At 36.9% G+C, this 19,009-nt stretch carries 20 protein-coding genes and 1 tRNA gene; 6 read left to right on the top strand and 15 right to left on the bottom strand.

The window, feature by feature from the left end:
* The first annotated feature begins 8 nt into the window (after nucleotides 1–8).
* From ACH3O9_RS09315 to ACH3O9_RS09340, 6 genes are all read left to right on the top strand, one after another.
* Nucleotides 9–96, top strand: a tRNA-Ser gene (locus ACH3O9_RS09315).
* Between the two features lie 74 nt (nucleotides 97–170).
* Nucleotides 171–965 carry a MotA/TolQ/ExbB proton channel family protein gene (locus tag ACH3O9_RS09320; RefSeq protein WP_416446570.1) on the top strand — a complete coding sequence of 265 codons (795 nt, stop codon included), beginning with the start codon at nucleotides 171–173 and terminating at the stop codon, nucleotides 963–965.
* Nucleotides 966–991: 26 nt separating this feature from the next.
* Nucleotides 992–1,432, top strand: a complete 441-nt coding sequence (locus ACH3O9_RS09325) for a hypothetical protein (RefSeq protein WP_416446572.1) — start codon at nucleotides 992–994, stop codon at nucleotides 1,430–1,432.
* 12 nt (nucleotides 1,433–1,444) lie between these two features.
* Complete coding sequence (locus ACH3O9_RS09330) at nucleotides 1,445–2,059, top strand: ExbD/TolR family protein (RefSeq protein WP_416446574.1); 615 nt, start codon at nucleotides 1,445–1,447, stop codon at nucleotides 2,057–2,059.
* Nucleotides 2,060–2,086: 27 nt separating this feature from the next.
* Complete coding sequence (locus ACH3O9_RS09335; RefSeq protein ID WP_416446576.1) at nucleotides 2,087–2,566, top strand: ExbD/TolR family protein; 480 nt, start codon at nucleotides 2,087–2,089, stop codon at nucleotides 2,564–2,566.
* Nucleotides 2,567–2,708: 142 nt separating this feature from the next.
* Nucleotides 2,709–3,371 (top strand): porin family protein, encoded by a 663-nt coding sequence (locus ACH3O9_RS09340; RefSeq protein ID WP_416446578.1) that lies wholly within the window; start codon nucleotides 2,709–2,711, stop codon nucleotides 3,369–3,371.
* Here ACH3O9_RS09340 and ACH3O9_RS09345 read toward each other — a convergent pair.
* From ACH3O9_RS09345 to rplM, 15 genes are all read right to left on the bottom strand, one after another.
* Nucleotides 3,366–3,971 carry a hypothetical protein gene (locus tag ACH3O9_RS09345; RefSeq protein WP_416446580.1) on the bottom strand — a complete coding sequence of 202 codons (606 nt, stop codon included), beginning with the start codon at nucleotides 3,969–3,971 and terminating at the stop codon, nucleotides 3,366–3,368. The genes ACH3O9_RS09340 and ACH3O9_RS09345 overlap by 6 nt on opposite strands.
* The gene (gene rpoN / locus ACH3O9_RS09350; protein WP_416446582.1) at nucleotides 3,971–5,425 is read right to left on the bottom strand and encodes an RNA polymerase factor sigma-54; all 1,455 of its coding nucleotides are present in this window, start codon (nucleotides 5,423–5,425) and stop codon (nucleotides 3,971–3,973) included. Before rpoN ends, ACH3O9_RS09345 begins: the two co-directional genes overlap by 1 nt.
* A gap of 130 nt (nucleotides 5,426–5,555) precedes the next feature.
* Complete coding sequence (locus tag ACH3O9_RS09355; RefSeq protein WP_416446584.1) at nucleotides 5,556–6,191, bottom strand: response regulator; 636 nt, start codon at nucleotides 6,189–6,191, stop codon at nucleotides 5,556–5,558.
* Between the two features lie 3 nt (nucleotides 6,192–6,194).
* Nucleotides 6,195–6,956: a sensor histidine kinase gene (locus tag ACH3O9_RS09360; RefSeq protein WP_416446586.1), complete on the bottom strand. Its 762-nt coding sequence runs from the start codon at nucleotides 6,954–6,956 to the stop codon at nucleotides 6,195–6,197.
* Entirely contained in the window at nucleotides 6,957–7,691 is a 735-nt protein-coding gene (locus ACH3O9_RS09365) for a hypothetical protein (RefSeq protein ID WP_416446588.1), read from the bottom strand.
* Between the two features lie 10 nt (nucleotides 7,692–7,701).
* Complete coding sequence (locus ACH3O9_RS09370; protein ID WP_416446590.1) at nucleotides 7,702–8,346, bottom strand: hypothetical protein; 645 nt, start codon at nucleotides 8,344–8,346, stop codon at nucleotides 7,702–7,704.
* Nucleotides 8,347–8,485: 139 nt separating this feature from the next.
* Entirely contained in the window at nucleotides 8,486–9,928 is a 1,443-nt protein-coding gene (gene asnS, locus ACH3O9_RS09375) for an asparagine--tRNA ligase (RefSeq protein ID WP_416446592.1), read from the bottom strand.
* A gap of 118 nt (nucleotides 9,929–10,046) precedes the next feature.
* Nucleotides 10,047–12,455: an efflux RND transporter permease subunit gene (locus tag ACH3O9_RS09380; RefSeq protein ID WP_416446594.1), complete on the bottom strand. Its 2,409-nt coding sequence runs from the start codon at nucleotides 12,453–12,455 to the stop codon at nucleotides 10,047–10,049.
* A gap of 67 nt (nucleotides 12,456–12,522) precedes the next feature.
* Nucleotides 12,523–14,673: a DUF5686 family protein gene (locus ACH3O9_RS09385; RefSeq protein ID WP_416439727.1), complete on the bottom strand. Its 2,151-nt coding sequence runs from the start codon at nucleotides 14,671–14,673 to the stop codon at nucleotides 12,523–12,525.
* Between the two features lie 83 nt (nucleotides 14,674–14,756).
* On the bottom strand, nucleotides 14,757–15,320 hold the full coding sequence (gene frr / locus ACH3O9_RS09390; RefSeq protein WP_416439729.1) for a ribosome recycling factor: 564 nt from the start codon (nucleotides 15,318–15,320) through the stop codon (nucleotides 14,757–14,759).
* A gap of 51 nt (nucleotides 15,321–15,371) precedes the next feature.
* Nucleotides 15,372–16,076: a UMP kinase gene (pyrH, locus tag ACH3O9_RS09395; protein ID WP_416439731.1), complete on the bottom strand. Its 705-nt coding sequence runs from the start codon at nucleotides 16,074–16,076 to the stop codon at nucleotides 15,372–15,374.
* A gap of 112 nt (nucleotides 16,077–16,188) precedes the next feature.
* Nucleotides 16,189–17,154 (bottom strand): translation elongation factor Ts, encoded by a 966-nt coding sequence (tsf, locus tag ACH3O9_RS09400; protein WP_416439733.1) that lies wholly within the window; start codon nucleotides 17,152–17,154, stop codon nucleotides 16,189–16,191.
* A 98-nt stretch (nucleotides 17,155–17,252) separates the two neighbouring features.
* On the bottom strand, nucleotides 17,253–18,026 hold the full coding sequence (gene rpsB, locus ACH3O9_RS09405) for a 30S ribosomal protein S2 (protein WP_416439735.1): 774 nt from the start codon (nucleotides 18,024–18,026) through the stop codon (nucleotides 17,253–17,255).
* 137 nt (nucleotides 18,027–18,163) lie between these two features.
* The gene (gene rpsI / locus ACH3O9_RS09410) at nucleotides 18,164–18,550 is read right to left on the bottom strand and encodes a 30S ribosomal protein S9 (protein WP_416439737.1); all 387 of its coding nucleotides are present in this window, start codon (nucleotides 18,548–18,550) and stop codon (nucleotides 18,164–18,166) included.
* Complete coding sequence (rplM, locus tag ACH3O9_RS09415; protein WP_416439739.1) at nucleotides 18,551–19,006, bottom strand: 50S ribosomal protein L13; 456 nt, start codon at nucleotides 19,004–19,006, stop codon at nucleotides 18,551–18,553. It abuts the gene before it with no gap.
* Nucleotides 19,007–19,009 lie beyond the last annotated feature (3 nt).

A 19,009-nucleotide genomic window follows, 5' to 3' on the forward strand; every position in this document is an offset into this window, starting at 1 on the left:
TAGCTAATAGAGAGGTGGCCGAGTGGTCGAAGGCGCACGCCTGGAAAGTGTGTATACGCCAAAAGCGTATCGAGGGTTCGAATCCCTTCCTCTCTGCTAAATTTTAAATTTTAAACAATTAATTTTATATCTTTATCACTTTACTAACTAAATTTTTAAGATCAAGAGCAATGAAAAGATTATTTTCTATTCTAGTAATCACAGCTGTAATCGCTTTAGGTAACTTTACAGCCAATGCAAATACTGCAAGTCTAATTACGACAACCGCACCGGTTCTAACCGCCATTCAAGATGAAGCTGCTACTACTGCCGCAGATGATGATGCAACCGAGGATTTGTCGTTCACACAAGAATTAAAGAAACGTTTTATAGAAGGGGGACCTGGATTTATGGGTATCGTACTTCTTTGTCTTATTTTAGGACTTGCTATTGCTATTGAAAGAATTATCTATCTTAACCTTGCAACTACTAATACTAAGAAACTTGCTCAGGATGTAGAAGATGCATTAAACAGCGGTGGTGTAGAAGCAGCTAAAGAAGTTTGCAGAAACACAAGAGGACCGGTAGCATCTATATACTATCAGGGTCTTGACCGTATGGACGAGGGTATTGACGCTGCAGAAAAAGCTGTTGTTGCTTACGGTGGTGTTCAAATGGGACAATTAGAGAAAAACGTATCTTGGGTATCATTATTTATCGCACTTGCGCCTATGCTTGGGTTCATGGGTACTGTAATCGGGATGATTCAGGCATTTGATAAAATTGAAGCTGCAGGAGATATGCAACCATCACTTGTTGCGGGTGGTATTAAAGTAGCACTTTTAACAACGGTATTTGGTCTTGTAGTAGCGATTATACTTCAGATTTTTTACAACTATATCATTGCAAAAATCGATAGTATAGTAAACGATATGGAAGATGCTTCTATCACACTTATCGATTTACTTGTACGTTACAAAAAGTAATAATCCTTTAATAACACACATATATTATGTTACATAAAGTATTAAAAATTATAGCTTATATTCTCTCTCTTTTGGGAGGAATATGGCTAATCAGAATACTCCTTGCGGGTGATGAGGCTATCACAGCTTCAGGAGATCTGCAAAACAGCCTGGTTACTCCGTTTATCTATATTGCGTACGCGACATTACTTATAATCTTAATATTTGTTATCGGTTTTGTTTTGGTAAATTTATTTACACATGCAGATAGTTTAAAGAGTACTTTAATAGGTCTGGGCGCTTTCTTAGCTGTCATAGGTATTTCTTATGCCTTATCTAGCGGTGAAGAAGTGCAAATGAGAGATGGTGAAGTATTATCTGCTTCTGGTTCACATTGGGTTGAGGCAGGTATTTATGCTTTTTATATTCTGGCAGTCGTAGCAATTCTTGCTATGGTTTTCTCAGGAGTTAAGAAATTAGCAAAGTAAAACTTAATTATTATGGCAAAAAGATCAGCCCCAGAAGTAAATGCAGGTTCGATGGCAGATATTGCCTTCTTACTACTCATTTTCTTTCTGGTAACAACAACAATTGAGACAGATAGTGGTATTAGTAGAAAATTGCCACCAGAACAGGACGAGAATCAGCCACCACCACCGGTGATCAAAGAGCGTAATCTTTTCGTTGTAAACGTTAACAGTAATGATGAATTACTTGTTGAAGATGAATTGATGGATCTTAAAGATTTAAGAGCGGCAGCTGTTGAGTTCTTAGATAACGGTGCAGGTACTGGTGATGATGCTTGTAGTTATTGTGAAGGCAGTAAGAGCGAATCATCTTCTGTTAATCCACAAAAGGCTATTATATCTTTGGTGAACAACAGAGGTACCTCTTATAAGCGTTACATCTCAGTACAAAATGAGTTAGTTGCTGCTTACAATCAATTAAGAGACAGAGAAGCTCAAAAGGCATATGGTATGGATTTTGTTGAGATGGAAGCACGTTACAATGATCCTAGAACTTCTCAGGCTAACAAGGATAAGCTGGAACCAAGAATTGAGCGTATTAGAGAAATGTATCCAGAAAAACTTTCTGAAGCAGAGCCTAAGAAGTAATAGCTAAGAACCTTTAAAAATTAAATAATGGCAAAATTCACGAAGAAAAAAGGGGGAGAGTTACCAGCTATATCTACAGCATCTTTACCTGATATTGTATTTATGCTACTTTTCTTCTTTATGGTTGCGACTACCATGAGGGAGACTACGCTTATGGTTAATAATAATTTACCAACAGCAGATCAGGTTGAAAAGCTTGATAAGAAAGATTTGGTAATGTATATTTATGCAGGTAAGCCTAGTGAGAGATTTCAGTCAACTGTGGGTAAAGAAGCCAAAATACAGTTGAATGATAAGTTCGCAGATGTAGCTGAAATACAAAATTTCATTTACGAAGAGCGAGCTGCTAAGCGTGAAGAGCTAGTGCCATTTCTTACTACTGCTTTAAAAGTAGATGGAGATACCAACATGGGTCTTGTTTCTGATATTAAGCAGGAATTGAGAAAAGCGAATGCTCTTAAAATTAATTACGTTACAAAATCAGGAGACGCTGTAACAAGCAACTAATGTTTTCTGCTTATCATAACGAGCAATCTTAAAAATTTACACGTCCTGATTATTTCAGGACGTTTTTTTATACTTCTAATTTTATATGTCTACAGCCGATTTTTATAGATTTAGACCGTTTTTTCTATTCTGTATATTACTAATGTCAGCAAGTCTTTGGGCACAAAATGAAATAGCAAAAGATAGTGTGATTGATACGGCTTACAGAGAGGATCAATTTTATTTTGGTATAACCTTTAACCTGTTAACAAATACTCCGGCAGGTATGGAGCAGAATGGTTTTAGTGGGGGATTGCATACAGGTTTTATAAGAGACATGCCTTTTAATGAAAGACGTAATTTGGCGATAGGTGTAGGATTAGGTTTTTCAATGAATACTTATAATCAAAATCTGTTTGTAGGAGAGGCTGAGAGCGAAACATCAATCTTTACGGTTTTAGATTCGCAAAATGAATATGATAAAAACTGGTTTAGTACCTATCTGGTAGAAATGCCTATACAATTTAGATGGCGCACATCAACTGCAGTAAATAATAAGTTTTGGCGTATTTATAGTGGTTTAGAATTGGGTTACGTCTATGCGTACAAATTCAATTTTGAGCAACCGGGAAATCATGTAATTCAGACAGATGTGGCAGAATTTGATCCGTTCCGTCTAGGTGCTACATTTACCTTTGGCTATGATACGTTCAACTTTCACTTTTACTACAGCCTAAATTCATTTTTTAAAGACGCCACCACAACAGATAATACACCTGTAGATATAAATACGTTTAAACTGGGATTGATGTTCTATATTTTATAGCCAGATATAGAGAATTGCCAGCTGCGGAATAAGTCCCACGAGAACGCCTATAATCAATTCTGCATTAGTATGCGCACTGGCTTGTAATCTTGAAGAAGCAGATGCTCCTGCTGCAAATATTAAGAGGGCAATGAATAATAATAAATTACTGGAGTAATGCAGGCTTAGGCCAATAATGAACATGATCACTCCGCAGATGCCTACCATGTGCAGACTCACCTTAAAGCGCAATAGTACCATAATGAAACTTACCGCTGAAGAAAATAAAATACCTATAAAGAAGTAATATAGCTCAGGAAATTCATAGCCGTTTATTATAATCTTTAATATTGTAAGAGTTAAAACGATATTGCACAATAACGGTATTCTACGCTCATTTACGTCTGAAAGAAAAACAGACGAAGCCATTTTAAGATTTCTAAGTAAGAAATAAAATAAAAGTGGCACCACAATCGTTAGTATCACCAAAGCTAAAATTTTAGCATACAGAAAAGGCTCAGGTACAAATTTTGGTGTAATCCAAAAGTATAAAACGACCCCAAGCATCGGCATGAACAAAGGGTGAAAAATGTATGAAAAGCTTTTAAGAAATGTCTTCATTAAATCTGTTTACGTAATCTGGCTACAGGCACATCAAGTTGTTCACGATACTTGGCAACCGTACGCCTTGCAATAGGATATCCTTTATCTTTAAGAATCTTCGCAAGCTTATCATCTGTAAGTGGTTTGCGCTTATTCTCTTCCTGTATTGTTATTTCAAGTATTTTTTTAATCTCTCGGGTAGAAACCTCTTCCCCTTGATCATTGGTCATACTTTCACTAAAGAATTCTTTTATGAGCTTCGTTCCATAAGGAGTGTCAACATATTTACTATTTGCCACTCTTGATACCGTAGAAACATCCATATCAATTTCGTCAGCAATGTCTTTTAAGATCATTGGTCTCAAATTGCGTTCATCACCAGTAAGAAAGTATTCTTTTTGATAGTACATTATCGAACTCATGGTTACAAATAATGTTTGCTGTCTTTGTTTGATCGCCTCAATAAACCATTTAGCAGAATCCAGTTTCTGCTTGATAAACATAACCGCATCCTTTTGAGATTTGTTTTTCTCTTTAGCCGCTTTATAACCTTTTAGCATATCACTATATTCTCTCGAAACATGCATTTCTGGAGCATTACGACCGTTAAGTGTTAATTCTAGTTCGCCATCTACTATTTTAATAGTAAAGTCTGGAACAACATGTTCTACAACCTTAGTATTGCTGGAGTAAGAGCTTCCCGGTTTAGGGTTTAAATGTTCAATTTCGGCAATAGCTGCTTTAAGTTGATCTTCTGTAACATCAAACTTTGCAGTTAATTTGGCATAATGCTTTTTGCTAAAATGATCAAAAGCCTTTTCAAGAATATCAATAGCTAGAGAAACAGATTCTGTTGGTGTTTTTCGCTTAAGCTGAATTAAAAGACACTCTTCAAGACTGCGCGCACCCACGCCTGCAGGGTCGAGATCTTGCACCAGCATGAGAATTTTCTCGATCTTATCTTCTGTAGTATATACGTTTTGCGTAAACGCAAGATCGTCCATAATATCGCTTAAAGATCTACGTAAATAACCGCTGTCATCTACGCTGCCTATTAAAAACTCTGCGATTTCCCACTCTTCTTCGTTTAAACGAAAAGTGTTCAATTGGTTTTGCAAATGTTGAGTAAATGAGGTTCCGGAAGCGTAAGGTACCTGCCTTTCTTCATCATCTGCGCTGTAGTTATTTGCATTAAGCCGGTAACTGGGTATTTCGTCATCAGATAAGTAATCGTCAACATTTATGTCTGTCTCTATGGTTTCAGACTCATAGGTGTCATCTACAGAATTGTCAAACTCATCAAACTCATCTTTTACCTCTTCTTTACCACTGTCTAATGCAGGGTTTTCTTCAAGTTCCTGCTTAATGCGCTGCTCAAACGCCTGTGTAGGCAATTGTATAAGCTTCATCAACTGGATTTGTTGAGGAGATAGCTTTTGCGAAAGTTTAAAATTGAGTTGTTGTTTTAGCATTTATTATAAGCTTGTATTACAAAAATAAACAAATGGCAATACAAAGTCTTCTGAAAATTATGTTAACGGTAAGTTCTCTTGTATGCCGGTAAATACTTTGATATACTAAAACTAAGCAGGGACAAAAATATTATGGAATGAAGATATTGTTTTTTATGGCGTATAAAACCAGACCTGTTCTGTTTTTTACATTTAATTTCTGAAAAAGTGCCTCGCGGTATCCTTCTACAGTTTTAGGACTCAGGCACATTACATCTGCTATCTCTTTGTAGGTCATTTCTGTGCATGCCAGCTTGAGAAATTCAATCTCTCTCTCTTTTAGAATTATTTCTTTTTTGGGATTATTCTCTGCCGATTTTAATATCTTTTTTACCGTATTTGTGTGGTAAAAACCTACTTTTTCTACATCAATTAAAGCTTGTTTTAAAACCTCTTTTTGCGTGTCTTTAAGAAGATATCCTTTAGCACCAGCTCTAATCATCTTTAAGATGATCTGCTCATCTTCTTCAATAGAAAGGGCGATTACCTTAATTTCCGGGAAATCTTTAGAAAGGGCTAATGTTGTTTCTATGCCATTCATAACGGGCATATTAACGTCCATTAGGACGATATTTGGGTGTTTTTTGCTGTTTTTTAAATAGTTGAGAAGCTCTTTTCCGTTCTTGTAAACGGCTACAACTTCAAAATCTGGGAACTGTCTTACCAAGCCGGCTATTGCTTCAGACAGTAATGTATGGTCATCTACGACTGCTACTCTGTTTTTCAAGATTTATATTTTATAGTTTAAATTTAATCTAGTGCCATCGCCGGGGGAAGAGTGTATGGCAACTTCGGCATTAATTAGCTGGGCTCTTCTTTTCATATTTAAAAGTCCTATACCATTAAGTGTACTTTCTGATTCTGTGAAGCCTACGCCGTCATCTTGAGCCACAATTTTGAGTTCGTTAGGCGAAAAATACAGTTTGATCTTCAGGTTATCTGCCCGCGAATGCTTCATGGTATTTGTAAAAAATTCCTGCATGATCCTAAAGATAACTATTTCTGCTTTGGCATTTATCTTTATAGGATCTCCTTCTACGCGCATAGTGGCGTCTAAAAAACGCAGCCTCTTAAAGCGAGCGACCTCAAGGCGCAGTGCTTGCTCTAGAGTAAGATTGTTTAATGCTTCCGGATTAATTGATTTAGAAAGCGCTCTAAGTTCATTTAAACCCGTGCCAATGGTATCTGCAATTTCATTGATTTCTTCTTGATTGGCACTGTGCATATTTTGAGCCTTAATTTTTGCCAGAGTAAGCAACTGCCCAATGTTATCGTGTAACTCCCAGCTTATATTGCGCAGGGTTTCTTCACGTATCTCAATTTGGGTTTCTGCTATTTCGTGTTCAAAACGTTTTTCAGCATCTGCTCGCTCATTAATAAGGGTGTTTTTTCGTTTCATAAAAACTGAGAAAAGAACAAACACAATGACTACAAGCATTAGTAATACCAGAAGAACAACGAGTAAAACCAATTGAATGGTTCTCTTTTCCATTTATTTTAATTTTACATCAGGTCTTTTAGATTTCCATAAACCATATGCAAAAATAAGATACATAAAACTGCCTATCACCATAGAAATTTGGCGAAATAGGATGAAGAATTTTACCTCTTCTTCAGTTGCGTCCCTTAACCATCCAGTATAGATAATTACGCTTATGGGTAAATCAGCCACAAAGTAAATAAGAAAACCCAGACTTACATACACAACAATATTGTCTGTAACATTAGAAAGGTTGCTGCTGTTTATTATTTCTATAAGATTAAAAAGAATAATTAACATCAAAATAAAATCTCCTAATGATGATGTTAATAAGTCGAAACTATATTCAAAGTTGCCTAGCAGAAGTGCGCTTAGATATATAATTAGCCATACACATCCTAAAATTAAGGTGGCTTTTTTAAATTTATTAGTTTTTAAAAAAAGCCAGTAAAAAGTGAGCATTAAAGGGAAATATATTCCTGATCTTATGTTATAAAATATGTGATTATTGTCGTTCCCCAGAATATAGTATAAACTTGCAACATGTTCATTAAGCATATTATATCCTAAAAAAATAATAAACAAGACAACTGGAGTTCCTTTATATTTTTTGAAAAAAATCAATCCAACAATGAATGAGACGAACTCACACAAAAGCATAAAGTCTGTTGTAATATTCTTATAAATTGACAGGCGGCCCTCCCAATCAGGACTGGCTATCTTTTCTAAGGCTAAAGTGTACAACATGTATTACTATTTAAAAATCGTTTTTTTGATTATAAGGAGGCGGGATAGTTTGACCTTTATTTGCAGACATAGAAAGAACCTCTTCTGTTGCCTCAGAACTCATTTCTTCTTTTTTGGGGTTAAGAAGAGTACCTACCATCACGGCGCTATATTTACCATTTGCTGCTTTTACTATGGCGTAGCTCACCGTATCTTTAGTGCCATCTGCAAGTGTAAACTCTGCTGTAGGATTTAAGAAAACCGTTTCTTTACCTTTTTTATCTTTATGAGGTACTTTTTTACCATATTTCCCAAAATAGATACGAAGATCAACAATCTCAACACCTGCAGAATCTGCTTGTTGCTCAATGTATTTTAAATATTCTTTTAGCTGTTTGTAAGGCAGCGCAACAGCACGTGTGGCTTTTTTATATTTAGCGTCTTCCGGTGGAATAGTATCTCCTTCTTCGGTCACATTTTCAGCTAATTCTAGAAGTGCAACATTATTGTTTCCATATTCTATGTACAAAGAGTCTGCCGCGGGCAGGGGAATAATATTTGCCGGAGCGTTTATAGATGTTTCTGTCAGATCATCGCAATCGCAGGGTTTGTTTTCGCAGGCTGCAAATAGAAAAAGACAGCCTATAGCTTGAGCCAGGATTAAGTTTGATTTCATTAATAGGAGGTTAATTATTTCTCCTAAAGTAACTATCTTTTTATAATAAGGGGGAAATCATCCCGAAAAAGGGGATTTTCCCCCGAAAAAAGGAGGTTTTAAAATAATAAACCCGCTCTCTGGCGGGTTTATTATTTATCTAAAATTCTGCATTTTGTGGAAAACGAGGGTAAGGAATTACATCTCGTATATTAGTCATGCCAGTGGCAAAAAGAACTAAACGTTCAAAACCAAGACCGAAACCACTATGTACACAGGTTCCAAATTTACGAGTGTCTAGATACCACCACAATTCTTCTTCCGGAATATTTAAAGCAGCCATTTTTTCTTTCAACACATCAAGACGTTCTTCACGCTGTGAGCCACCTACGATCTCACCAATACCAGGAAAGAGTATATCCATAGCGCGTACTGTCTTTTGGTCTTCATTTAAGCGCATATAGAATGCCTTGATTTTTGCAGGATAGTCAAAAAGAATAACAGGGCATTTAAAATGTTTTTCCACAAGAAAACGCTCATGCTCGCTTTGTAGATCTGCTCCCCATTCTTCAATAGGGTATTTAAATTTTTTCTTTTTATTAGGTTTAGAATTTCTAAGTATCTCGATGGCTTCAGTATAACTTACACGTTTAAAATTGTTATCTACAACAAAATTAAGTTTATCGCGTAATGCCATTTCGGCTCTTTCTGCCTCCGGTTTAGATTTATCTTCTTCTTTTAAGCGATTTTCCAGGAATTCAAGATCGTCCTGGCAATTATCTATAACATACTTGAGAACGTATTTAATGAAATCTTCAGCGAGATCCATATTTCCGTCAAGGTCGCAAAAAGCAACTTCGGGTTCAATCATCCAGAATTCTGCAAGATGACGTGAAGTATTGCTGTTTTCTGCTCTAAAGGTTGGCCCAAAGGTATACACCTGACCTAGTCCTAAGGCAAAAGTTTCGGCTTCTAATTGACCAGAAACCGTAAGATTGGTTTCTTTGCCAAAGAAATCTTCTTTGTAATTAATGTTTCCCTGCTCATCTTTTGCAGGATTTTTTAGATCTAGAGCGGTAACCTTAAACATTTCGCCGGCGCCTTCTGCATCACTTCCTGTAATTATAGGCGTGTTTACATAATAGAAATCATTATCCTGAAAGTACTTATGTACGGCATAAGAAAGTTTAGAGCGCAAACGCATTACTGCGCCAAAGGTATTTGTACGTACTCTAAGGTGGGCTTGTTCTCTTAGTTTCTCTAGTGTGTGACGTTTAGGTTGTAAGATCGTGCGTTTTACATCCTCAGGATCTGCATCTCCTAATATCGTTACATTTTTAACTTCTAGTTCAACACGTTGACCAGAGCCCTGACTTTCTACTAAAGCCCCGTGTACTGCTATTGCAGCACCTACAGTTATACGTTTTAGAACGTCTGCATCTGTATTTTCAAAATCTACTACACATTGTAAATTATTAAGCGTAGAACCGTCATTTAAGGCAATAAAGCGATTTGCTCTAAATGAGCGCACCCAACCTTTTACCTCTATCTCCTGATGTCTGGCTTCGTCTTTTAAAATGTGTACAATCGTGTTTTTTTTCATGCTTTAATATCTAAAAAATACAGGCAGTAAAGATAAATGGTACATTCTTCTCTGCCAAGATGTTTTTATGCTGTAATAATGCGATTTTATGTATTAAAAGGGCGTTTTTCTTTACAAATTAGCCGTTTTTTTCCTCCTCATTCTCCTCAGAGATATCAGTATCTATAATATTTAAACTAGGCTCTTTAAATTCTTCTTTGTTAGCCACATTTCGCTCTAGCGAAAGTAAAAGCGAGGGTAATAGCAGCAAGTTTGATAACATAGCAAATAGCAATGTAGCAGATACTAATCCGCCTAAAGCGACTGTACCGCCAAAACTACTGATCATAAATACTGAAAAACCAAAGAATAACACTATTGATGTATAAAACATACTTACGCCTGTTTCACGCATAGATGCGTACACAGATCGTTTGATTTTCCAGCCACTGGTACGCAGTTCCTGCCTGTATTTTGCCAGAAAGTGTATCGTATCATCTACTGAAATTCCAAAGGCAATACTAAACACCAGAATAGTTGATGGCTTTATAGGTACGCCTAAATACCCCATTATACCAGCTGTTATTATCAAAGGCAGTAAATTGGGAATTAATGAGACCAGGATCATTTTAAATGATCTGAACATCCATGCCATGAAAATAGCAATAAGAAATATTGCAAGCGACAGGCTTATTACAAGGTTGGTAACGAGGTAATTTGTTCCTTTTTGAAAAACCAGCGCTTTCCCCGTAAGGCTAACATCAAACTTATCTGGAGGAAAGAGAATGTTGATTTTGTTCCAGAGATTGTCTTCAACAATTTCCATACGGTCTGTGCCTATATCTTTCATGAAAGTTGTCATGCGCGCATACTGACCTGTAGAATCAACATAGCTGTCTAATAATCCTGCCTGATTTGAAAAACTACTTGCGTAAGGAAGAATGAAATTTCGCTCATTTGAAGTAGGTAATTGGTAATATTCCGGAGAACCGTTATAGAATGCCTGCTTGGCATATTTTACCAGATTCACGACAGAGATAGGCTTAGATAATTCTGGTATTTCACTTATTGTATTGCTAAGCTCATCCATCTTTCTCAAAGTGGGCAGCTTCATCACACCTTTTTTTCGTTTAGTGTCAATAAGTACTTCTAGTGGCATTATCCCGTCAAACTCTTTTTCAAAGAACTTGATGTCTTTAAAGAATTCGGTATTTTTTGGCATATCTTCTATAAGACTGCCAGAAATTCTAATTTGGTAAATGCCTATCATACTTATCATGAGAAGCACAATAGCGGCTATGTAAATTGTGATGCGTCTGTGCTGTACCATGCGTACAATCCAGTTTACAAAACCTTCGATCCATGATTTGCCCAAATGTTTAAGATGACGCTCTTTGGGAGGTGTCATGTAGCTATAAATAATAGGGATAATCAAAAGGCTCAATAAGAAAATGGCCAGAATGTTTATTGAGGCTACAATACCAAATTCTTTTAGTAACGAACTTTTAGTCAAGATAAAGGTTGCAAAACCAGATGCAGTGGTAATGTTTGTCATCAAAGTAGCATTACCTACTTTAGTAATTACGCGCTGCAGCGCCTTTATTTTATTACCGTGATTTTTGTATTCCTGCTGGTACTTATTTATTAGAAAAATACAGTTTGGTATACCAATTACAATAATTAACGGCGGTATAAGAGCCGTAAGAACTGTAATCTCATATTTAAGAAGTCCTAAGAAACCAAAAGCCCACATCACACCTATAATAACGGTGATCATAGAAATAAAAGTGGCTCTGTACGATCTAAAAAAGAAAAAGAAGATGAGTGATGTTACCAGAAGTGCTCCACCCACAAATAAGCCAATCTCATCAATTATATTCTGTGAATTGAGAGTACGAATGTAAGGCATACCGCTCGTGTGTACGGTAATCCCGGTCTCATTCTCAAAATTTTCAATAAGCGGAATAAGATCTTCTATTATAAAATCTTTACGCGCGGCAGTATTAACAATGTCTTTTTTAAGATAGATCGCACTGCGTACGGTGCCAGTCTCTTTATTGTAGATGAGACCCTCATAAAAAGGGAGATTGTTGAATAGTTCGTCGTGGTATTTTTTGGCTTCAGCCTCGTCTTTTATATTGTTTGTTATAAAAGGTTTGAGATCAAAACGTTTAGGATTTTCCTGCTTGTCAAGGAGTTTAAGGTCTTTGAGTGAAACAGAGAGCGCAACTGCATCGTATTTGCTGATTGCAGTAGAAAGTGCATTCCATTTATTGAGAACTTTTGGAGTAAATAGAGAAGAGTCTTTTACACCCAGAACGATAAGGTTACCCTCTTCGCCAAATTTATCAAGAAAAGCCTGATATTCTATATTTACCTCATGGTCATCTGGTAACAGGTTTGCCTCGGTATAGGTAAACCTCATGTATTGCCATTGACTTGCTAAGAATACGGTCACCCCTACGATAAGGAGGAGTATAAAAAGCCTGTTGCGTAAGATGATTCGGGCAATTCCATCCCAAAACCCATAACTAAAAAGTTTGGTCATCGTAGATTTTTAAGAGGCGCAAAGGTACTTATTTTAAAAGCTTTACTTGCGCTTTAAACTTATGTTTTTATAGTTCGAGGTAAAAGGTGAATTTAAAAGCAATATTGTCTGCAAAATCGGGTAGGTGATAGGCGCCATAGCGATATGTTAAGCTTGTTCCAAAACCAAAAAGTAGCTTGTTAAGCTCAAAACCAGACTCAGTATATCCTTTTTTTAAAGAATTGAAGCTTACATCAAGATGATCTGCGGGTTTTCTTATATCACCAATTGCATATCTGGTTATGAAAACCATCTCTGGCTTGAACTTTTCGCCCAAGTTAAAAGGGCGAAGCCTATGCTTTACCTGCACAGTGGCGAGCCTGTCTGAGAAGAATTCGCCAAAGTACATCGTCTCAAAACTGTTTATTCCCGCAACAGAAAAGCGTTGCATGACAGTTTCTTTTGTGGGTGCATTAGGATATGCGTGAAAAAGGTGTGAAAGCGGTAAGTCACCAAAACCTGCATTTCCTTCTACCAGAATTTCAGTAGCAGATTTATTTAGACGATTAACTCTGTAGAAAACTTTTGCGCCAATTTTAGTATAGTCAAAGTCGCTATTGAAAATTCCTGAAAAGCCCTTTGTTACCTGTGCGGTTACTTTAGGGAAACCATCATATATTTCTGCAGTACCTTTTTTAGAGCGCATAAATTTGCTTGAAGGACTCCAGCGCAAGCCTAACGTAGCTTCAGAGACGGTATAGTCTCTGTATGTTTTGCCATTAAGAAGATACCTGTAAGGCGTAGTTTGCTCAATATGTACATTAGATAGTTGCAGTTCAGATAAAATCTTTGGTGTAATCTGGTATTCCTGATTAACTCGAATTGTTCTATAATCAAAGAATTGTGTGATATTCACTAAGCGCGGTTCAAAGAGAGAATACACGCGCCTGTCAGTTAAATAATTATAACTACCTACTTCTTGAAGATCATCATTATAAGTTAAACTAAGCCAAGCTCCATGTGATTCATTAAGAAGTACACCCCCGCCTAAACCGTATTTTAGTTTTTTATCTTTAAAACCGAAGGCTGTATAACCCTCGAGGCGAAATTTTCTGGAAAATTCAGAATTCGTTACTCCGCCTAAGCCCAACCGTAAACCTTCATAATTGTTGTATTTAACGGGGTAAGTCAGGTCAAAATCAAAAAAATCTACTGTATAATAACCAATACCAAAATTGCTGATTATTGCAAGTCTTTTCTCAATATTTTCGGCTTTTACCACATCATCAAGAAAGGAGAAACTGTTTATATCCTTTCGCGAAAGCGATTCTGTTCTGTATTTTCCCCAGAATGTTTCTGGTTGTGTTTCTGCACCCGGAAGAATTTCAATAGCCAGATTAGGATGCTTAATTTGTTCATCGCTCTCAAAATCATAATTAGAATTCAATGAGGTCGAAAGCAAGTGTCTGCCTTTTATGGCTTCCTTCACAGGGTTAGTTTCTATGGTGCCCATAGATACTTTGCCTTTAAAAAGGGCTAACCTGTGTGATGAATTACCTTTTTCTATATAGAGCTTATTCGTCTTAGGTAGGTACAACTGTTTCTCCTGCAGATATTCATATTCTCTTTCAATTGTGGCAATAAGATTATCCTTAAGGTCAATATGAACTTTTTGAATTGCCAGTGTTTCTGCATCAAGCCATATTATACCCTCAAGACCGGGAATAGTTTGAGGTCTTTTAGGTTCAAGATGCAATGCCAGAGAGGGTCTGCCTAAAATTGTAGTGTCGCCCAGAAACGTATAGTAATAGTTTTTAACACCACGAGAGGATAAAGGCCCTGCATATCTGTAATTAAAAATGACAAAGTCATCGTCATAGAATGATCGGGATTGTAGGGTGACAGCAAGTACTTCGTAACGAGGCTCTTTAAAACCTGCCATTTCAAGACCCAAAACCTCTTCCTTAAAACCGCTATATGAGGAGTACCGATTGCGCGATACTTTTTCTGTAAAAAAGGAGTGCGAATTACTTTTTTCTAAAGAATCTGTAATTATCGTTTTTTCATAAGTGGTGAAACTATACTTTTTTAAAGCCAGCTGGGGATTGTTTTGAGGCACATTTCTAATAGCTGCAAGCATTATAGAATCTGCATCTTTTGCTATTGATGTGCTTAGATCCTGGGCTTGTATAGATAAAGAAATGACTAGAAAAAGAGAGAAGAATATTCTGTGTATCAATGTTTTGATTCTGATGGGTTTTGTCTAAAAGTACTATAAAAAAAGCGACCCATGGGTCGCTCTTGACATATGTTTAACGTATGTTATACGGTAAGAATTTCTTTTTCTTTTACAACAAGAATCTCTTCAACTTTTACGATGTATTTGTCTGTTAAAGTCTGCACATCTATTTCTGCATTACGGCAAAGATCTTCTGCCAGTCCGTCTTTCTCAAGCTTTTTGATGTCATTATTAGCGCCTTTTCGATCATTGCGGATACCTATTTTAGCATCTTCTGCTTCGCTCTTGGCTTGCTTTACTAATTCCTTACGACGCTCTTCTGTAAGTGGTGGTACATTAATAATAATGCTGTCACCATTGTTCATGGGGTTAAAGCCTAGGTTAGAATTTATAATCGCTTTCTCGATTTGAGGAATCATAGCTTTCTCCCAAGGTTGAATAGATATAGTGCGACCATCAGGAGTATTTACATTTGCCACCTGAGATAACGGTGTCTGGCTGCCGTAATAATCTACCATCACACTCCCTAACATTGCTGGGCTTGCCTTACCTGCACGTATATTTACTAATTGTTTTTTGAAATGAGTTATTGCCTTTTGCATTGACTCATCAGTAGTATCTAAGATAAACTGAATATCTTCATTCATAATTAAAAATTTTGTAGCCTGAAAATCAAAAATTGCACCAAATGTAGCAATTTATAAATTTACTGTGGTTCCTATATTTTCTCCGGAAACAACCTTTAATAAGTTTCCTTTCTTGTTCATGTCAAAAACGATGATGGGTAGTTCATTCTCCTGGCTTAAAGTAAATGCGGTTGTGTCCATTACTTTAAGGCCTTTTCTTAAAACATCATCAAAGCTAATAAAATCAAATTTGATCGCTTTTTTGTCTTTTTCTGGATCACTGGTGTATATTCCGTCAACGCGAGTTCCTTTTAAAATAACGTCAGCGTTTATCTCGATTGCTCTTAATACGGCTGCAGAATCTGTTGTGAAATATGGATTTCCTGTTCCACCACCAAATATTACAACTCTGCCTTTCTCTAAATGACGTATTGCGCGTCTGCGTATAAATGGTTCTGCTACTTCATTGATCTTTATAGCGCTTTGTAATCGTGTAGGTATATCTGCGTCTTCAAGAGCGCTTTGTAGCGCAAGACCGTTAATAACGGTTGCGAGCATGCCCATGTGGTCACCCTGCACACGATCCATACCGCGGCTGGCACCTGCAACGCCTCTAAAGATATTACCGCCGCCAATTACTATGGCGACCTCAATACCTTCATCTAATATAGATTTAATTTCTGCAGCATAGTCTGCAAGCCTGTCTGGGTCAATACCATATTGACGTTTTCCCATAAGGGCCTCGCCAGATAATTTGAGAAGTATACGTTTATACATAGTTGGAGAAGATTTTTGCAAATATACATTTTATAGGTATTGACTAAAAGAAAGAATTAGGCATAAAAAAAGGCCGCCTTATGGCAGCCTTTAGTTAATCTTGTTTGAGGTACTAAACCAGAGTAACTCTTTTAAAGCTTACTACTTCAGCATCACCTTTGCTAGCAACATATTTTGCTACGTTCATGCTGTCATCCATAATGAAGTTTTGATCAAGCAATGCTTTCTCGTGGTCCATAGTTGTATTGTCAGCAATATAACGATCAATTTTACCAGGAACGATTTTGTCCCAGATTTGCTCAGGCTTACCTTCAGCTTTCAATTCAGCTTTAATATTTTCTTCTGCCTTAGCCATAACTTCTGGAGTTAATTGAGACATAGAAATATATTGAGGTACATTTTTAAGTGTTTTACCTAAACGGCCCAACTCTTCATTTTCTTTCTCAATAGCAGCGATTCTGGCTTCAGTTTCTGAAGAAACAAAAGCAGGATCAAAATCTTTGTAAGACAATGTTGTTGCACCCATAGAAGCAACTTGCATAGAAACACTTTTAGCAACTTCAGGAGCATCATCAGTAGCTTTTGAAAGACCTGTTAAGGCTCCAATTTTGTTACCGTGAACATAAGCACCTACAAAAGGAGCTTCAAGAACTTCAAAGCCACCTATTTCTAGTTTTTCACCTATAACACCTGTTTGCTCGATCAATTTTTCAGAAACAGACATTCCTTCAAAATCTGCGGCTAAAAATTCTTCTTTAGAATTGTAGTTTAAAGCAACATCACCTAATTGGTTAGCCATTTCTACAAAAGAATCATTCTTTGCTACGAAGTCTGTCTCACAGTTAAGAGAAACGAGAACACCTCTTGTGTTGTCATCGTTTATTTTTGCTACAACAACTCCTTCGCTAGAATCACGATCTGCTCTCTTTTCAGCAATTTTTTGTCCCTTCTTACGAAGAACAGAGATTGCTTTGTCAAAATCACCGTCTGCTTCAACAAGCGCATTTTTGCAGTCCATCATACCTGCACCGGTTGCCTTTCTTAGTTTATTAACGTCTGCGGCTGTTATTTTTGCCATTGTATGTCCTTATTTATGAGTTAAAATAAAAGTCGTTTAGTGAGCTGCAAAGATGCGGTACTAAACGACTTTAGATATTATCAAAATGTTAATTAAGTCTATTCTTCTTCGTCGTTAGCAGTAGCTTTAGCTTTTTTAGCTTTTGGCTTACCTTCACCTTTTGCATCTTTATCTTTACCAGACTTACGTTCTGAAAGACCAGCTACAATAGAATCTGCAACATTTGAGATTATTTTTTCTATAGACTTAGAAGCATCATCATTAGATGGGATGGCATAATCTACCTGACGTGGATCAGAGTTAGTATCAACCATCGCAAAGATTGGAATGTTTAATTTCTGAGCTTCTTTAATTGCAATGTGTTCACGCTTAATGTCAACTACAAATAAAGCACCAGGTATACGGGTCATGTCTTCAATAGAACCTAAGTTCTTTTCAAGCTTATCACGCATACGGTTTACTTGTAATTGTTCCTTTTTAGACAAGCTATCAAAGCGACCATCTTGCTTCATACGATCTACAGTTTGCATTTTCTTAACTGCTTTACGTATTGTAACAAAGTTAGTTAACATACCGCCAGGCCATCTTTCTGTAATGAAAGGCATTTTAGCTCTGGTCGCATGTTCTGCTACGATCTCTTTTGCTTGCTTTTTAGTAGCTACAAAAAGTATTTTTCTACCGCTTGCTGCGATCTTGGTCAAAGCTTCAGAAGCTTCTTCAAGTTTTGCCGCAGTCTTGTATAGGTTAATGATGTGTATCCCATTACGCTCCATATAGATATATGGTGCCATGTTAGGATCCCATCTTCTGGTAAGGTGGCCAAAGTGTACACCTGCATCCAGTAATTCTTTTACATTTTCTGTTTTTGCCATTTTAAAACTTAGTTTACGTTCCCGTTGTAGTAGCAATACTTAAGTGGTCAACCTGAGTTTCGCCTTAAATATTTAGATGCTAAACCAATTTTCTCGCTTACGCGAAAACAACGACTGTTTTAATAATTAAATAGTGATTAACGTTTAGAGAACTGGAATTTCTTACGAGCTTTCTTCTGTCCGAATTTCTTACGCTCTACCATTCTTGGGTCTCTCGTTAATAAACCTTCTGGTTTAAGGATGAGTCTGTTCTCTGCATCCAGCTCGCACATTGCTCTGGAAAGAGCTAGACGTACAGCTTCTGCCTGACCGGTAATACCGCCACCATACACATTTACTTTTACGTCAAAGTTTTTGTCATTCTCAGTCATAACTAATGGCTGATTAACTTTGTACTGTAAAGTTCCTGTAGTAAAGTATTCTTTAAGATCACGTTTGTTGATCGTGATGTTTCCAGAACCAGGAGCTAAATAAACACGAGCAACAGCCGTTTTTCTACGGCCAATTTTGTGAATAACTTCCATTTACTTGAGTTCGTTAATGTTGATTACTTTAGGCTTTTGCGCTTCCTGATCATGAGATTCATCTGAATAAACCTTTAGATTTCGAAAAATCGCACTTCCTAATTTGTTTTTAGGTAACATACCTTTTACTGCTTTCTCGATAAGACGATTAGGGTCTTTATCAAAAAGTTCTTGCGCAGTAAGACTTCTTTGACCACCAGGATATCCCGTGTGACGGATGTATTCTTTAGCATCCCACTTCTTTCCTGTTAAGTTGATTTTTGAGGAATTGATAACAATTACGTTATCCCCGCAATCAACGTGTGGTGTGAAACTAGGCTTATACTTCCCGCGCAAAAGTTTTGCAACGATAGAAGATAGGCGGCCCAGTGATTGTCCTTCAGCATCAACAACAACCCACTCTTTATTAACGGTGTTCTTGTTGGCAGATACTGTTTTGTAACTTAATGTGTCCACACT

This window comes from Leeuwenhoekiella sp. A16, assembly GCF_047946675.1.
GTDB lineage: Bacteria > Bacteroidota > Bacteroidia > Flavobacteriales > Flavobacteriaceae > Leeuwenhoekiella.

What these genes read in the sequence shown, in the direction of transcription:
- ACH3O9_RS09320 (WP_416446570.1), top strand. Translation starts at nt 171, where the DNA reads ATGAAAAGATTATTTTCTATTCTAGTAATCACAGCTGTAATCGCTTTA.
- ACH3O9_RS09325 (WP_416446572.1), top strand. Translation starts at nt 992, where the DNA reads ATGTTACATAAAGTATTAAAAATTATAGCTTATATTCTCTCTCTTTTG.
- ACH3O9_RS09330 (WP_416446574.1), top strand. Translation starts at nt 1,445, where the DNA reads ATGGCAAAAAGATCAGCCCCAGAAGTAAATGCAGGTTCGATGGCAGAT.
- ACH3O9_RS09335 (WP_416446576.1), top strand. Translation starts at nt 2,087, where the DNA reads ATGGCAAAATTCACGAAGAAAAAAGGGGGAGAGTTACCAGCTATATCT.
- ACH3O9_RS09340 (WP_416446578.1), top strand. Translation starts at nt 2,709, where the DNA reads ATGTCAGCAAGTCTTTGGGCACAAAATGAAATAGCAAAAGATAGTGTG.
- ACH3O9_RS09345 (WP_416446580.1), bottom strand. Translation starts at nt 3,971, where the DNA reads ATGAAGACATTTCTTAAAAGCTTTTCATACATTTTTCACCCTTTGTTC.
- rpoN (WP_416446582.1), bottom strand. Translation starts at nt 5,425, where the DNA reads ATGCTAAAACAACAACTCAATTTTAAACTTTCGCAAAAGCTATCTCCT.
- ACH3O9_RS09360 (WP_416446586.1), bottom strand. Translation starts at nt 6,956, where the DNA reads ATGGAAAAGAGAACCATTCAATTGGTTTTACTCGTTGTTCTTCTGGTA.
- ACH3O9_RS09365 (WP_416446588.1), bottom strand. Translation starts at nt 7,691, where the DNA reads ATGTTGTACACTTTAGCCTTAGAAAAGATAGCCAGTCCTGATTGGGAG.
- ACH3O9_RS09370 (WP_416446590.1), bottom strand. Translation starts at nt 8,346, where the DNA reads ATGAAATCAAACTTAATCCTGGCTCAAGCTATAGGCTGTCTTTTTCTA.
- asnS (WP_416446592.1), bottom strand. Translation starts at nt 9,928, where the DNA reads ATGAAAAAAAACACGATTGTACACATTTTAAAAGACGAAGCCAGACAT.
- ACH3O9_RS09380 (WP_416446594.1), bottom strand. Translation starts at nt 12,455, where the DNA reads ATGACCAAACTTTTTAGTTATGGGTTTTGGGATGGAATTGCCCGAATC.
- frr (WP_416439729.1), bottom strand. Translation starts at nt 15,320, where the DNA reads ATGAATGAAGATATTCAGTTTATCTTAGATACTACTGATGAGTCAATG.
- pyrH (WP_416439731.1), bottom strand. Translation starts at nt 16,076, where the DNA reads ATGTATAAACGTATACTTCTCAAATTATCTGGCGAGGCCCTTATGGGA.
- tsf (WP_416439733.1), bottom strand. Translation starts at nt 17,154, where the DNA reads ATGGCAAAAATAACAGCCGCAGACGTTAATAAACTAAGAAAGGCAACC.
- rpsB (WP_416439735.1), bottom strand. Translation starts at nt 18,026, where the DNA reads ATGGCAAAAACAGAAAATGTAAAAGAATTACTGGATGCAGGTGTACAC.
- rpsI (WP_416439737.1), bottom strand. Translation starts at nt 18,550, where the DNA reads ATGGAAGTTATTCACAAAATTGGCCGTAGAAAAACGGCTGTTGCTCGT.